This is a genomic window from Streptococcus suis, from assembly GCF_019794615.1.
In the GTDB taxonomy this organism is placed as follows: Bacteria; Bacillota; Bacilli; order Lactobacillales; family Streptococcaceae; genus Streptococcus; species Streptococcus suis_AI.
In genome coordinates, this window is record NZ_JAIMDU010000016.1 from 36,677 (window position 1) to 52,446 (window position 15,770).

Annotated in this window: 13 protein-coding genes and 1 other RNA gene; 13 read left to right on the forward strand and 1 reads right to left on the reverse strand. The window is 39.9% G+C overall.

The genetic code is table 11. The annotated features are described in order from the left end of the window. Positions 1–52 precede the first annotated feature (52 nt). The 5 genes from K6V43_RS05845 to K6V43_RS11640 all read left to right on the forward strand — a co-directional run bounded on the left by K6V43_RS05845 (position 53) and on the right by K6V43_RS11640 (position 4,066). The gene (locus tag K6V43_RS05845) at positions 53–592 is read left to right on the forward strand and encodes an SLOG family protein (RefSeq protein ID WP_024403914.1); all 540 of its coding nucleotides are present in this window, start codon (positions 53–55) and stop codon (positions 590–592) included. A 71-nt stretch (positions 593–663) separates the two neighbouring features. Continuing rightward, positions 664–996 carry a cell division regulator GpsB gene (gpsB, locus tag K6V43_RS05850; RefSeq protein WP_024403913.1) on the forward strand — a complete coding sequence of 111 codons (333 nt, stop codon included), beginning with the start codon at positions 664–666 and terminating at the stop codon, positions 994–996. Between the two features lie 15 nt (positions 997–1,011). Beyond that, positions 1,012–1,376, forward strand: an RNA gene (rnpB, locus tag K6V43_RS05855) — RNase P RNA component class B. Between the two features lie 51 nt (positions 1,377–1,427). After that, on the forward strand, positions 1,428–2,582 hold the full coding sequence (locus K6V43_RS05860) for a THUMP domain-containing class I SAM-dependent RNA methyltransferase (RefSeq protein ID WP_172103693.1): 1,155 nt from the start codon (positions 1,428–1,430) through the stop codon (positions 2,580–2,582). 17 nt (positions 2,583–2,599) lie between these two features. Further along, positions 2,600–4,066, forward strand: coding sequence for a cell division site-positioning protein MapZ family protein (locus K6V43_RS11640; protein WP_337250531.1), 1,467 nt, complete (start codon positions 2,600–2,602; stop codon positions 4,064–4,066). 287 nt (positions 4,067–4,353) lie between these two features. On the opposite strand, the gene K6V43_RS05870 is transcribed toward K6V43_RS11640, so the two are convergent. Further along, entirely contained in the window at positions 4,354–4,836 is a 483-nt protein-coding gene (locus tag K6V43_RS05870) for an S-ribosylhomocysteine lyase (RefSeq protein ID WP_024391826.1), read from the reverse strand. A 207-nt stretch (positions 4,837–5,043) separates the two neighbouring features. On the opposite strand from K6V43_RS05870, the gene K6V43_RS05875 reads away from it, so the two are divergent. The 8 genes from K6V43_RS05875 to pknB all read left to right on the forward strand — a co-directional run bounded on the left by K6V43_RS05875 (position 5,044) and on the right by pknB (position 15,589). Then, the gene (locus K6V43_RS05875) at positions 5,044–6,657 is read left to right on the forward strand and encodes a ribonuclease Y (protein ID WP_024403910.1); all 1,614 of its coding nucleotides are present in this window, start codon (positions 5,044–5,046) and stop codon (positions 6,655–6,657) included. A 209-nt stretch (positions 6,658–6,866) separates the two neighbouring features. Continuing rightward, a complete protein-coding gene (gene gmk / locus K6V43_RS05880; RefSeq protein ID WP_024403909.1) occupies positions 6,867–7,493 on the forward strand; it encodes a guanylate kinase in 627 nt (208 codons plus the stop codon). 23 nt (positions 7,494–7,516) lie between these two features. Next, a complete protein-coding gene (gene rpoZ, locus K6V43_RS05885) occupies positions 7,517–7,831 on the forward strand; it encodes a DNA-directed RNA polymerase subunit omega (RefSeq protein ID WP_024403908.1) in 315 nt (104 codons plus the stop codon). Between the two features lie 192 nt (positions 7,832–8,023). Further along, a complete protein-coding gene (locus K6V43_RS05890) occupies positions 8,024–10,414 on the forward strand; it encodes a primosomal protein N' (protein WP_222382178.1) in 2,391 nt (796 codons plus the stop codon). Positions 10,415–10,576: 162 nt separating this feature from the next. Further along, entirely contained in the window at positions 10,577–11,515 is a 939-nt protein-coding gene (fmt, locus tag K6V43_RS05895) for a methionyl-tRNA formyltransferase (RefSeq protein ID WP_222382181.1), read from the forward strand. Further along, the gene (gene rsmB, locus K6V43_RS05900) at positions 11,502–12,815 is read left to right on the forward strand and encodes a 16S rRNA (cytosine(967)-C(5))-methyltransferase RsmB (protein ID WP_222382183.1); all 1,314 of its coding nucleotides are present in this window, start codon (positions 11,502–11,504) and stop codon (positions 12,813–12,815) included. Before fmt ends, rsmB begins: the two co-directional genes overlap by 14 nt. A 39-nt stretch (positions 12,816–12,854) precedes the next feature. Beyond that, on the forward strand, positions 12,855–13,592 hold the full coding sequence (locus K6V43_RS05905) for a Stp1/IreP family PP2C-type Ser/Thr phosphatase (protein WP_024403904.1): 738 nt from the start codon (positions 12,855–12,857) through the stop codon (positions 13,590–13,592). Beyond that, a complete protein-coding gene (pknB, locus tag K6V43_RS05910) occupies positions 13,592–15,589 on the forward strand; it encodes a Stk1 family PASTA domain-containing Ser/Thr kinase (RefSeq protein ID WP_222382185.1) in 1,998 nt (665 codons plus the stop codon). Before K6V43_RS05905 ends, pknB begins: the two co-directional genes overlap by 1 nt. Positions 15,590–15,770 lie beyond the last annotated feature (181 nt).

Consider the following 15,770-nt stretch of genomic DNA (forward strand, 5'->3'; position numbering starts at 1 on the left):
ATAAAATAAATATCAGCATATTATACCATAATTGAAGAAAAGAGTACAAGGAATGCACACTAATAGCCTACTGATAAGTGGATATAGGCACACAGATTTAGGAATTTTCAATGATAAGGATCCTCGAATACCCATCATTAAAACAGCGATAAAAAAGAGCATGACTCAGTATTTAGAGGATGGAGTAGAATGGTTCATCTTTACAGGAAACTTGGGATTTGAATTTTGGACGTTAGAAACACTTAGAGAGCTTCAATCGGAAGGATACACCTGTAAAATAGCTTGTATTTTCCTGTTTGAAAATCATGGAGAAAACTGGAATGATGCCAATCAATTAAAACTTTCACATTTTAAAACAGCCGATTTCGTAAAATATATTTATCCTTTCTATCAATCCCCAGCACAATTTCAATATTATAATCGTTTTTTGATTGATCATACAGATGGAATTTATTTATTTTATGATAGTGACAATGAAACTAACTTGAAATATCTTTATCATCAAGTCTTAAAAGAAGAAGGGTATACTGTTAGAAAACTGACCTTCGATGAGTTAAATGAGGTGGCTGAAAATTTTTCAGATTTTGAGTGATTTGACTTGCTTTTTCCATGTTTTTTTTAATATAATAGATTGAGTGACGTTTAATGGTAAGGGAGAGAGAGATGGCAAGCATAAAATTGACGACAAAAGAAATTTTTGAGCAAGATTTTAAAATTGGTTTTCGTGGATATGATCAAGATGAAGTAAATGACTTTCTTGATGATATTATGAAGGATTACGATGCTTACGAGGCAATTATCAAAGAGTTAAAAGGTGAGATTGCTCGCTTGAAAGCACAAGTAGCAAACAATTCACGAACTGTAGCTAGTCCGTCTGAGGGGACTACGGATGTTCTACGTACGGAACGTCCATCTTCAGCAACCAATTTTGATATTCTTCGCCGTCTGAATCGACTAGAGAAGGAAGTTTTTGGTAAGCAAATCGTACAAGATTGAGGAATGGGAACTGCAATTTTTGGATAATCGCGTGCTAGGAAACTATCATGAGGAAAGTCCATGCTAGCACTGGCTGTGATGCCAGTAGTGTTTGTGCTAGGCGAACAAATAAGCCTAGGGACGTTTTTTGACGTTACGGCGATTAAAATAGCTAAGTCTTTTGATATGCTAGAGTAGATCTGAAAGTGCCACAGTGACGAAGTTTTTATGGAAACGTAAAAAATGGAACGCGGTAAACCCCACAAGTTAGCAACCCAAATTTTGGTCGGGGCATGGGATGGATGGAAACGAACAGAAATCCTGACTGTTTAGACAGTAGACAGATGATTATCGAAGGTGGTAGTACCTAGTACCACTGGAACAAAACATGGCTTACAGAAAATTGCATAAATAGGTAGCTAGCTTTGCTAGCTTTTATTATAGAGGAAAAAATGAAAAAACAATTTGAATTGATTGCGACAGCCGCAGCAGGTTTGGAAGCTGTAGTTGGTCGTGAAATTCGTAACCTTGGCTATGAATGTCAAGTGGAAAATGGTCGTGTACGTTTCCAAGGAGATGTGAAGTCGATAATTGAAACCAATATTTGGCTACGTTCGGCGGATAGAATAAAAATAGTTGTTGGGCAATTTCCAGCTAAAACTTTTGAAGAATTATTTCAAGGCGTTTTTCATTTAGACTGGGAAAACTATTTACCGCTTGGCTGTAAATTTCCAATTTCAAAGGCAAAGTGTGTCAAATCTAAATTACATAATGAACCTAGTGTACAGGCAATCTCAAAGAAAGCCGTAGTAAAAAAATTGCAAAAACATTTCTCCCGTCCAGAAGGAGTGCCTCTACAGGAGGTCGGAGCAGAGTTTAAAATCGAAGTATCTATTTTGAAAGATGTAGCAACAGTCATGATTGATACAACAGGTTCTAGTTTATTCAAACGCGGGTACCGTGTTGAAAAAGGTGGGGCTCCTATTAAAGAAAATATGGCGGCTGCTATTTTACAATTATCGAACTGGTATCCAGATAAGCCTTTGATTGATCCGACCTGTGGTTCTGGAACATTTTGCATTGAAGCAGCTATGTTAGCGAAAAACATAGCACCGGGATTAAAGCGTTCATTTGCCTTTGAGGAATGGCCATGGATTGAGGAGCAATTGGTGGCTGCATTACGCAAAGATGCGCAAGCTTCTATCAAAACAGACTTGGTGTTAGATATTGCTGGTTCAGATATTGATGCTCGTATGATTGAAATCGCGAAAAAGAATGCATTTGCGGCAGGAGTTGAGCAAGATATCGTTTTCAAGCAAATGCGTGTGCAAGACTTGCGTACAGATAAAATTAATGGTGTCATTATTTCTAATCCACCATACGGAGAACGTTTGTTGGATGATGAAGCCATTGTTACCCTGTATCGTGAAATGGGGCAGACTTTTGAGCCACTCAAAACATGGTCTAAGTTTATTCTAACTAGTGATGAGTTGTTTGAAACCCGTTTTGGACAGCAAGCGGATAAGAAACGGAAATTGTATAATGGTACCTTAAAAGTTGACCTTTATCAATTTTTTGGTCAGCGTATTAAACGGGAAGTTCGATGAAATGTGAGGAGGTTACAGTGGACGAAAAAAATAATTTTAAAGATTCAGGACTAATTGAAGAAGAGGTTCTTGATTTTGAGACAGCAAAAGATTTGACGATTGGTCAAGCTGTAAAAAAACAAAAGGAAATTGAGTCTGGGGTCACAGAAGATGATAGCCTTTTGGATCGCTATATTAAGCAGCATAGAGATGAGATTGAGTCTCAGAAATTTGAAACAAAAGTGAGCCCTCTACCAGTATTTGAATCGATTGAGAATGAGGTGGCTGAAGCAGATGAGAGACTCACTTCTAAAGTGAACGATAATTCGATAGTTACTCCAGTAGTCACGAATGATTCTAGTGAAGAAGAAATTTCTGACCAAGAAGCGATTGCTCTAGATGAGACAATTGTTGCGGGAACGCCTGCACCGGTTGACACAGTAAGTACGAATGTTTCTCATCTTGAATTCGAGAATGATGATTGGGGACAAGCTGAGGAGGCAAAAAGAGATAGAAAGAAAATTTATTTTTGGTCAGCAGCTGGTTTATTATTTGTTGGTGTGTTAGGGACTGCTTTAGTTTGGATGAATTCCGCCAATCAATCATCATCGAATACGGATGCTACTTCTACAAGTACAAGTCAAACCTCGACCTCATCATCAACAGATGCAAATGTTACTGCTTTTGAGCAACTCTATGCTAGCTTCTTTACTGACAGTAGTTTGACAAAATTGAAGAATTCAGAATTTGGTAAGTTGACTGAGCTAAAAGCGTTACTAGATAAGCTAGATAAAAGCTCTGATAGCTATAAGAAAGCAAAAGAGCAATACGATGCATTTGAGAAGGCGATTACAGCTATCCAAGCGACCAATGCTCAATTCGATAAAGACGTTGTAGTAGATGGTGAAATTGATACAACAGCAACTGTAAAAGCAGGAGAGACACTCTCTGCAACAACAACAGGAATTAGTTCAGTAGATGCACTATTAGCTTCAGTTGTCAATTTTGGACGTTCACAGCAAGAAGTTGCTTCATCTACTGTAGGGACAGAAGCGAGTGGTGTGGCAAGTAGTGAAATGGCAGATACAAGCCAAAGTAACACTACTTCAGAAGGAACGACTGAAACTACAACCGGTACGACTTCAGTGGGAGGTTCAACAGAAGCTTCAACTGTTACAACTTCAGATTATGGGATTCCAATTCCAGCTGGAGTTACCTTGCAACGCGATCGTAGTCGAGTTCCGTACAATCAAGCGATGATTGATGATGCAAATAATGAGGCTTGGAATTTTACTCCGGGAACTTTAGAAAATATTGTAGCCATTTCACAACAACGAGGCTACATCACGGGCAATCAGTACATTTTGGAAAAAGTGAATATTATCAATGGTAATGGCTATTATAATATGTTTAAGCCAGACGGTACCTACCTGTTCTCGATTAACTGTAAAACAGGTTATTTTGTTGGGAATGCTTCCGGTAATTCTGATGCTTTAGATTACTAACGCTTTTGAAAATCAATATTATCTGTTGTCAAGCGCTAATTCACAGTTTTTGTATAAAAACTCTCAACGTAAGGACTGAAGTGGGAAATGGAACAAGTTGTAGTTGCTTCAGCCCGAGTCTAGTAACTAGTAAATGAGGTAAAAATTTGAAGATGCAAGTCTCCACGATTTGTAATTCAAACTCAAAGTCTGGCTACAATATCGGTTGATTTTCATTGAGTAAAATAATGAATAATACAAAAAGGTTTACAACCAGATTCGATGGAATAGGTTGTAAACCTTTTTGATTAGATGATGTTTCTCTCAAAGGCATCAGTAGAGATTCCTTGAGATAAAATTAATTTTGCCCATTCTTTTGCAGAGTGGAGACTGTGGTCTTTGTAGTTTCCGCATGACTCAATTGTTGTCCCTGGAACATCTTCCCAAGTAATTCCTTCAGCAATTTCCTCTAAACTTGATTTGATGACCTGAGCGATTTGAGTCGGGTCTTGTTTCCCCCACATAATCATATGGAACCCAGTTCGGCAACCGAATGGAGAACAGTCGATGAGCCCGTCAATACGTTGGCGAATCAACTTTGCCAAGAGATGTTCAATAGTATGCAAACCAGCGGTATCCATTGCGTTTTCATTCGGTTGAATCAGACGAATATCAAAGTTGGTAATGATATCTCCTTTTGGTCCAACTTCTTCGGAAATTAAGCGAATATATGGCGCTTTAACAATCGTATGGTCTAATTCAAAACTTTCAACAACAACATCTTTTTTCATCGTTTCCTCCATAAATAGTGATAAATTCATTATACCATATTTATGATTTTGGAATTGTGAAATCGTTTCAAATATGGTAAAATAGAAACAGATTTTGTGAAAATCGAATATTAAGTCTATGTTAGGATGCTGTTAGAAATCAATAAATCATTTCGTTTTGACAACTGATGAAAAGAAGCAAAATAATATAGCTGAAAGAGGTAGAATATGGAAATCATTACAGTTGTAGTGACTCTTGTTTCTGCTCTCATTGGTTTAGTAATTGGTTACTTTGCCATTTCTTTGAAGATGAAAACTGCAAAAGAGGCTGCAGAATTGACACTTTTGAACGCGGAACAAGAAGCAAGTAATGTTCGAGGCCGTGCCGAAGATCAAGCTGAAGCCATCTTACAAACTGCAGAACGTGATCGTAAAACTTTGAAAAAAGAATTGCTTTTAGAAGCAAAGGAAGAGGCACGCAAGTATCGTGAAGAAATTGCAGAAGAATTTAAATCAGAGCGTCATGAATTAAAACAAATTGAGTCTCGTTTAACTGAACGAGCGAGTAATTTGGATCGTAAAGACGACAATTTAACCAACAAAGAAAAGACTTTGGAGAAAAAAGAACAGAGTCTGACTGATAAATCTAAGCACATAGATGAGCGTGAGCAAGAAGTTGCAAAGTTAGAGGAGCAAAAAGCACTAGAGTTAGAACGGGTAGCTGCCTTAAGCCAAGATGAGGCGAAGGAGATTATCTTAGCAGATACGCGTGATAAGTTATCTCATGAAATTGCTACGCGTATTAAAGAAGCAGAGCGTGAAGTAAAAGAGCGTTCTGATAAGATGGCGAAAGACCTATTAGCTCAAGCTATGCAGCGTATTTCTGGTGAATATGTTGCGGAACAGACGATTACATCTGTCCATTTGCCAGATGATGCAATGAAAGGACGTATCATTGGTCGAGAAGGTCGAAATATTCGTACATTTGAAAGTCTAACAGGGATTGATGTGATTATCGACGATACTCCGGAAGTGGTTGTTCTTTCAGGATTTGATCCAATACGTCGGGAAATCGCTCGAATGACAATGGAGACATTGTTGCAAGATGGTCGTATTCATCCGGCTCGGATTGAAGAATTAGTAGAAAAACACCGTATTGAAATGGACAATCGCATCCGTGAATATGGGGAAGCGGCTGCTTATGAAGTAGGTGCTCCAAATCTACATCCAGATTTGATAAAAATCATGGGTCGACTTCATTTCCGTACGTCTTACGGTCAAAATGTTCTTCGACATTCAATCGAAGTTGCAAAATTGGCAGGCGTGCTTGCAGCTGAATTAGGTGAAAATGTGAATTTGGCTCGCCGGGCTGGATTCTTACATGATGTTGGAAAAGCGATTGATCGAGAAGTTGATGGAAGCCATGTCGAAATCGGAACAGAATTAGCTAAAAAATACAAGGAACATCCCGTTGTTGTTAACGCAATTGCAAGTCACCACGGTGATGTTGAAGCGACAAGTACGATTGCAGTTATTGTCGCTGCGGCTGACGCTTTGAGCGCAGCCCGTCCGGGTTCACGTCGCGAATCAATGGAGGCTTACATTAAACGACTTCAAGATTTGGAAGAAATCGCAAATAGTTTTGATGGGATCAAACAATCTTATGCCATTCAAGCTGGTCGTGAGATTCGTATTATTGTGCATCCAAATAAGGTTAGTGATGATAAGATCACCATTTTGGCGCACGATATCCGTGAGAAAATTGAAAACAATTTGGATTATCCTGGAAATATAAAGATAACAGTCATTCGTGAAACGCGAGCAACAGATATTGCAAAATAAAATTTGAAAATGAATGTAAAAGAGTCTGGGTGAGATACCATCAGTATTGGATAAGTTCCGATAATTGAAGGTGAATCAAATAGGCTCTTTTCTAATTTTTATGACTACATTGAAAATGAATGTCGAAAATGTATGATTCACATTTAAAAGCAGTTGAAATTAGGACTAAATTTTGTTACACTAGAATGAAAGATTTAAAAGGAGATGTCATGCAAGAGCGAGGGTTACTCATTGTCTTTTCTGGACCATCGGGTGTTGGAAAAGGGACTGTTCGAAAGGAAATTTTTGAAAGCTCCGATAATAAGTTTGAATATTCTGTTTCCATGACGACACGTCCTCAACGACCTGGAGAGGTGGATGGCGTTGATTATTTCTTCCGTAGCCGAGAAGAATTTGAAGATTTAATTCGTCAAGGCCAAATGTTAGAATACGCTGAGTATGTCGGTAATTATTATGGTACACCTTTAACATACGTCAATGAAACTCTTGATAAGGGAATAGATGTCTTTTTAGAAATTGAAGTTCAAGGTGCCCTCCAAGTGAAGAAAAAGGTTCCAGATGGGGTGTTCATTTTCTTGACGCCACCTGATTTAGAGGAATTACAAGATCGCTTGATTGGTCGGGGAACGGATAGTGAAGAGATAATCCGTCAACGAATTGAGCGTGCAAAAGAAGAAATCGCCTTGATGCGCGAGTATGATTATGCAGTTGTCAATGACGAAGTACCATTGGCGGCTGAACGTGTCAAGCGGATTATTGAAGCAGAACATTTTCGTGTAGATCGAGTAATTGGTCGCTATGATGAAATGATTCGCGAGCAAATAGCAGAACGATAATAGAAAGAGAAGAGAATCGCATTATGATGTTAAAACCGTCTATTGATACCTTGTTAGACAAGGTGCCATCTAAGTATTCTTTGGTTATTCTTGAGGCTAAACGGGCCCATGAATTGGAAGCGGGAGCGAAAGCAACCCAGGAGTTTACCTCAGTTAAATCTACCCTTCGTGCCTTGGAAGAGATTGAATCTGGTAATGTTGTCATTCACCCAGACCCAGAAGCAAAACGTGAGGCGGTCCGTCGTCGTGCTGAAGAAGCAAAACGAATTGCTGAAGAAGAAGAGCGTAAAATCAAAGAGCAAATTGCTAAAGAAAAAGAAGAAGGCGAAAAGATTTAGAAACAAGACTCGGTTGGGAATGCCATCCGGGTTTCTTTTCACTTTCAGATTGATAGACATGTTGATAGAAAGGAGGTAGGTCATTTAGTTTATCTTTTAATATTTGCTCCAACTAATAGTTGGAGTTTATTCATAAAGTGAACCTTGTTCGCATTAGTCGTGGTATTAGAAGGTAAAATAAATGGAGATGGTATGTTAGCACAGATTATTGTAGACGTCCCTTTGATGCAGACAGATCAAGCTTATTCCTATCGAGTTCCAGCTGAGTTGGAAGAGGGGCTCAAGGTTGGCGTGCGTGTCCATGTACCCTTTGGTAAGGGAAATCGGCTGATTCAAGGGATTGTGGTTGACTTGATTGATGAAGATAACGAAAATAGCTTACAAGACTTAAAAGAGCTTGCCGAGGTTTTGGACTATAGTCCTGTTCTCAATCAAGAGCAATTTTGGTTGGCGGACCAGATGAGGAAGTCGGTCTTCTCCTATAAAATTACCCTCTTAAAATCCATGTTGCCCAGCTTGCTCAATTCAACCTATGACAAATTGCTTCGTCCAGGGCTTGGTTTGGAAATGGCAGATCAGCTTAGTCTGTTTGGTGATAAGGAACAGATTCGTTTTTCTGACTTGGACGTGACAGAGCAAGGAAAAATCATGCGTCTGGCCCAGTCAGGAAAAATCTTGGTAGACTATGTAGCCAAGGATAAGAAACAAATTAAGAAAGAAAAATGGTATCGAGTTTGTCTAGAGAGATTACGAGAAGCAGACATTAGCAATCGGGCCAAAAAACGCCAGCAATTAAGGGAATTTCTTCTGGAACACTCGGAAGACCAGCTCCTTTCAAATCTAAAATCGGACTATTCAGCTGATACGCTCCGCTATTTCCAAGAAAAGGGCTATATAGAAATCTGGGAAGAGGAAGTGTCGCGGACTCAGGGAGTTTTTGATAAGGTGGAAAAAACGCAGGCCTTGGATTTGAATCCAGAGCAGGCGATTGCGGTTCGGGAGATTGTGGCCTCTATCGGTCAGGAAAGTCAGACCTTTTTGCTTCAAGGAGTGACTGGCTCTGGGAAGACGGAAGTATATCTCCAGGTTATTGATAGGGTTTTAAAAATGGGGAAAACGGCTATTATGCTGGTACCTGAAATTTCCTTGACCCCTCAGATGACCAACCGTTTTATTTCTCGTTTTGGTCAGCAGGTTGCTATTTTGCATTCGGGCTTGTCTGATGGAGAGAAGTATGACGAGTGGAGAAAGATTGAGACGGGGAATGCCCAAGTGGTTGTTGGGGCACGTTCGGCTATTTTTGCACCATTGACAAACTTGGGCGTTATCATCATTGATGAGGAGCATGAGGCGACCTACAAGCAGGACAGTAATCCACGCTACCATGCGCGTGATGTGGCAAAGTTACGGGCTGATTATAATCGAGCCACCTTGGTTTTGGGTTCTGCTACGCCAAGCCTTGAAACACGGGCTCGAGCTAGTCGAGGAGTTTATGGAAGGCTGACTCTTAACCAGAGGGCCAATCCCTTGGCTCGTATTCCAGAAGTGGAAGTTGTGGATTTTCGAGATTACATTGGTCAGCAGGAGTCCAGTACCTTTACCCCTGTTTTGATTGATAAGATGAAAGAAAAGCTGGCTCGTAAGGAACAGGTCGTTCTTATGTTGAACCGTCGAGGTTATTCTTCTTTTGTTATGTGCCGTGATTGCGGTAGCGTTGACCAGTGTCCCAACTGTGATATTTCTCTAACGCTCCACATGGACACAAAGACGATGAATTGCCACTACTGCGGTTTTCAAAAGGGGATTCCTCAGACCTGTCCAAACTGCCAAAGTCGTTCCATTCGTTATTATGGGACCGGTACGCAAAAGGCCTACGATGAATTGCAGGAGCTCTTGCCAGAAGCTAGAATTTTGCGTATGGATGTGGATACTACCAAGAAAAAAGGTGCTCATGAGGAATTGCTCGAACGGTTTGGTCGAGGAGAAGCGGATATTCTTCTGGGAACCCAGATGATTGCCAAAGGCTTGGATTTTCCAAATGTGACGCTGGTTGGGGTGCTCAATGCTGATACGGCCCTCAATTTGCCTGATTTTCGGTCTTCTGAGCGGACCTTCCAGTTGCTAACTCAGGTAGCTGGTCGGGCCGGTCGGGCTGACAAGGAAGGGGAGGTCCTGATTCAGACATACAACCCCAATCATTATGCCATTTCTTTTGCCAAAGAGCAGGATTATGAAGGTTTCTATCGTTATGAGATGGGCATTCGGAAAAATCTTGGCTATCCACCTTACTATTTTACGGTTGGCTTAACCTTGTCTCACAAGTCAGAAGAATTTGTCGTGAAAAAAGCCTATGAAACTGTAGCCTTTCTCCGTCAACACTTAACGGATACAATTCAAATCTTGGGACCAACGCCCAAGCCTATTGCCAGAACCCATAATCTTTACCACTACCAGATTATCTTGAAATACCGGCATGAAGACCGTTTGGAAGAAGTCTTGAACCAGATTTTGGATTGGACACAGGAGAGAGAAAATCAAGATTTGCGGTTGATTATTGACAATGAACCGCAGAATATGATGTGAGGTCACGATTGACCTTGCATTTTTTTATTCCAAATTTATTTTCATAGTGCGTTATTAATTTAAATAAACCTTGAATTAAGGAAAAAATAAGTATAAATGGTATAATTAGGAGATAGTATAATCAAAAATTAGTACGAATGAAAGGGAGATGAGAAAGGAAGCATGACAAAGTTGATTTTTATGGGAACACCAGTGTTTTCGGCTACTGTCTTAAAGGGATTATTAGCGGATAATAATTATGAAATACTTGCTGTTGTAACCCAGCCAGACCGAGCTGTTGGACGAAAAAAAGTCATTCAAATGACACCTGTGAAAGAAGTAGCCTTGGAATACAATTTACCAGTCTATCAACCAGAGAAGCTATCTGGAAGCCAAGAAATGGATGAGCTGATGAATTTAGGAGCAGATGGGATTGTGACGGCAGCTTTTGGGCAATTCCTACCGACCAAATTGTTGAATTCTGTTAGCTTTGCAGTCAACGTTCACGCTTCTCTTCTTCCTAAATACCGTGGTGGTGCCCCTATCCATTACGCCTTGATTAACGGTGATGAACATGTCGGCGTAACCATCATGGAAATGGTCAAGGAAATGGATGCCGGTGACATGATTTCCAGCGATAGTATTGCTATTGAAGAAAGCGACAATGTCGGCACCTTGTTTGAAAAGTTGGCTGTTGTTGGTCGGGATTTATTATTACAAACCTTACCAGGCTATATTGCTGGTGACTTGAAACCAGTCGCTCAAAATCCAGATCAGGCAACCTTCTCACCAAATATTCAGCCAGAGGAAGAGGTTCTGGATTGGAATAAGACAGCTCGTCAACTATTTAATCAGATTAGAGGTATGTACCCATGGCCTATTGCCCACACCTATTGGCAAGGGGAACGGTTTAAAATTCAAGAAGCTGTAGAAGCAGAAGGTGAAGGACCAGTCGGTCGGGTTATTGCTCGAAGTAGGAAAGAGTTGATTATTGCGACAGGTCAGGGCGCCCTTTCTCTGAAAACCGTCCAGCCAGCTGGTAAGCCAAAAATGACCATTGCAGACTTTTTAAATGGTGCAGGTCGAGATATTGCAGTAGGAGATCAATTTGGTGATCAATAAACATGAAACAGCAAGAAGTCTAGCCTTGTCCGTATTGGAACAAGTCTTTGATCAAGGGGCCTACTCGAACATCGCTCTCAATAAGGCTCTAGAATCTTCTCGTTTATCAGTACAGGACAAGGGATTGGCGACCGAGTTGGTTTATGGGACGGTTTCTCGTAAAATGACCCTAGAGTGGTATTTGGCACATTTTATTGAGGATAGAGAAAAATTAGATACATGGGTTTACTATCTACTCATGTTGAGTCTGTATCAGCTACTCTATTTGGATAAACTGCCTATTCACGCAGTTGTCAATGAGGCTGTACAAATCGCAAAAAGAGGCCGAGGTGCAGACAAGTTTGTTAATGCAGTTCTTCGTAAAATCAGTCAAACTTCGTTGCCAAGTCCATCTGATATCAAGCGAAAAAATAAACGGTTATCTATTCAATATTCTGTACCTGTTTGGCTGGTCCAAACCTTCATTACGGAATACGGTGAGGACCGCGCAGAGAAGATTTTTCAAAGTCTGCACACTCGAAACAAAGCTAGTGTGCGCGTGACAGATAGTAAACAAGTAAATCGTTTAGCAAGAGAATTAGGTGCGGATGTTTCAAAATTATCGCCTGTTGGTCTGGTAAAATCTCATGGACACTTTGCAGGGACAGATTATTTTAAAGACGGGCTTTTAACGATTCAAGATGAAACCAGTCAATTGGTAGCTCCGACTTTGGATATTCAAGGAGATGAAATCATCTTGGATGCCTGTGCGGCTCCGGGTGGAAAAACCTGTCATATAGCGAGTTATCTTACAACTGGTAAAGTTACTGCCTTGGACCTTTATGATCATAAGTTGGCGTTAATTGAAGAAAATGCTCATCGATTGGGATTGGCTGAGAAAATAGAGACTATGCGATTAGATGCAAGTCAAGTTCATGAAACATTTGGTCCCGATAGCTTTGATAAAATATTGGTGGATGCCCCTTGTTCCGGAATAGGGCTTATCCGTCGTAAGCCAGATATTCGTTACAATAAAGCAGTAATGGATTTTGATTCATTGAAAAGTATTCAATTGCAAATATTAGACAGTGTTTGCCAAACCCTGAAAATAGGTGGTATAATAACCTATAGTACTTGTACGATTATTGCTAAAGAAAACCTAGAGGTTGTTCGAGAGTTTTTAGCCGATCATCCGAATTTTGAGCAGGTAAGGTTAGAACATTATCTAACTGATATTATGGTGGATGGCTGTTTGTTAATTACACCAGAACTATTTGAAACTGATGGATTTTTCATTAGTCAATTTAGACGAAAATCCTAGAATAAGAGGAGGAAGTTGCTTCGCAACGGTAGAATAAATATGGAAATTGCATTATTAACAGATGTTGGACTCAAACGTTCAAATAACCAAGATTATGTGAACCGCTATACCAATAGAGCTGGTATTGATTTAATCGTATTAGCAGATGGGATGGGGGGTCACCGTGCGGGACATGTGGCTAGTGAAATGACAGCAACTGATCTTGGAATTGCTTGGGTTGACACTCAATTATCAACGTTGAATGATGTTCGGGAATGGATGGTTGAGGTCATTGATCAAGAAAATAAAAAAATCCATGAATTGGGACAGACGGAAGAATATAAAGGGATGGGGACAACTTTAGAGGCAGTTGTCATTATTGAGAATCAAATGATTTATGCCCATGTTGGTGATTCTCGCGTTGGATTGATTCATGATGGGGAGTATTCTCGTCTCACAAATGATCATTCCTTGGTTGGTGCTTTGGTAAGAGCAGGTCAACTAACTGAAGAAGAGGCACAGCGCCATCCACAAAAGAATATTGTTACTCAATCTATTGGGCAAGCAGATCCGATTGAGCCAGATATTGCCTTGAAGACTCTTGAGGTGGGAGATTTTGTTATCATAAATAGTGATGGGTTGACAAACATGGTATCGGTTGATGATATTCGCGATATCGTACTGAGTGATGTCTCCCTCGAAAGTAAGGCTGAAACATTGATTCGTTTTGCAAATAACGCTGGTGGTTTAGATAATATTACAGTTGCACTTCTGCATATAACGGAGGAGGCGCACTAATGATTCAAATCGGTAAAATATTTGCCGGTCGGTATCGAATTATACGGCAAATTGGTCGTGGAGGGATGGCGGATGTCTACCTTGCTAGAGATTTGATTTTGGATGGGGAAGAAGTTGCTGTGAAGGTACTTCGAACCAACTATCAAACGGATCAAATTGCTGTTCAGCGTTTTCAAAGAGAAGCGCGAGCTATGGCAGATTTGGATCATCCAAATATTGTTCGTATTTCAGATATTGGTGAAGAAGACGGACAGCAATATTTGGCGATGGAATATGTTGATGGTCTTGATTTAAAGCGCTACATAAAAGAAAATGCACCGCTGGCTAATGATGTTGCTGTGCGTATAATGGGGCAGATACTCTTGGCGATGCGAATGGCGCATACTCGCGGTATTGTACATAGAGATTTAAAACCTCAAAACGTACTGTTAACAAAAGACGGTGTAGCAAAGGTTACAGACTTCGGTATTGCTGTTGCGTTTGCGGAAACTAGTCTTACGCAAACCAATTCAATGCTTGGATCTGTTCACTATCTTTCCCCTGAACAAGCTCGTGGGGGAAAAGCAACGATTCAAAGTGATATCTATGCAATGGGGATTATTCTCTTTGAAATGTTAACTGGGAGAATTCCATATGATGGTGATAGCGCAGTAACAATTGCTTTGCAACATTTCCAAAAACCTCTACCCTCTGTAAGGGAAGAAAATGCAAATGTACCACAAGCTTTAGAAAATATTGTCTTAAAAGCAACTGCAAAGAAGCTTACTGAACGGTATAAATCTGTTGCAGAAATGTATGCAGATCTAGCATCTTCACTTTCCGTGGATAGAAGGAATGAACAACGAGTAATTTTAGAAGGTAATCGAGTCGATACAAAGACATTGCCAAAACTTTCTCAAGCAAACGTTGATACGAAAGTCCAAGAAGAGCATATAAAATCTGAAACTAAAACAGACTTGAAACCTATTTCTAAATCTACCTCTAAACAAGCATTTAAACCGAGAAGAGGGGTTCGGACACGCTATAAAGTTTTGATTGGGGTAATAGTATTAACGATTGCTGCATTAGCTTTCCTAATCTATAACACACCTGCTACTGTCCAAGTTCCTAATGTGGTTGGAGAAACGTTGGATGTTGCAAAAGAGAAAATAGAAGTTTCTGGATTAGTTGTTGGAAATATCACTGAAGAGGCATCGACTGAAGTAAAAGAAGGTTCTGTGATAAGAACTACTCCTGAAGCAACTGCCTCACGAAGAGTGGGTAGTAAGGTAGATATTGTTGTTGCAAGCGTAGCAATGGTTACTGTGCCAGATGTTAGTGGCAATGATGCAGATACAGCACAAGCAGAATTAGAAGTACTTGGTTTTAAAGTGACTCAAAAAGAAGAGTATAGCGATTCAGTTGATGATGGCTACGTTATTAAGACAGATCCTGTGGCAAATAGTTCAAAAGAAAAAGGAAGCACTGTAACAATCATTGTTTCGAAAGGGACTCAACCACAATCTGTACCAGATGTAACTGGGAAATCACAAGATACAGCTAAACAACTTCTTGAAGCTGCAGGATTTATTGTTGGAACAATTTCAGAAGAATACAGCATGAGTGTTAGTCAAGGGAATGTTATTAGAACAGATCCTCTACCGAAAGTAGAATTGGAAAAAGGATCAGTTATAAATATGACGGTCTCAAAGGGTAAGGAAATTGTTATGCCAGATCTTGTTTCCGCAGGATATACATACTCTGAAGCTCGAAATCAGCTACAATCTTTAGGTGTAACTACAATTGAGAAACAAGAAGATCGTAGTTATACAACTTCTACGAGCGATATTGTGATTGGACAATATCCTGAGGCTGGAACTGTTATTGATGGAGCTGTTACTTTATACGTTTCAGTTGCAACGTCAAGTACTGGTTCCAGTACCAGTGCAAGTTCCTCTTCTACTTCTTCCGATACAACAGAAAGCTCAAGTAGTACAACGACTAGTACTAATGAATAAATGCAAGGTAAGTCGAGTCAATTTGACTTGCCTTTTTTTATTCAACAAAATAATAGTTGGCGCTTACGAAATTCGTAAGCGCCCAATAACAAAGTATATTGAAAAAGGCTCCAAAGTCCTGTCGACTCTGGAACCTTTTTCTATTTACATGCTCTTTTAATTTTTTCCTTCCATGGCAAAT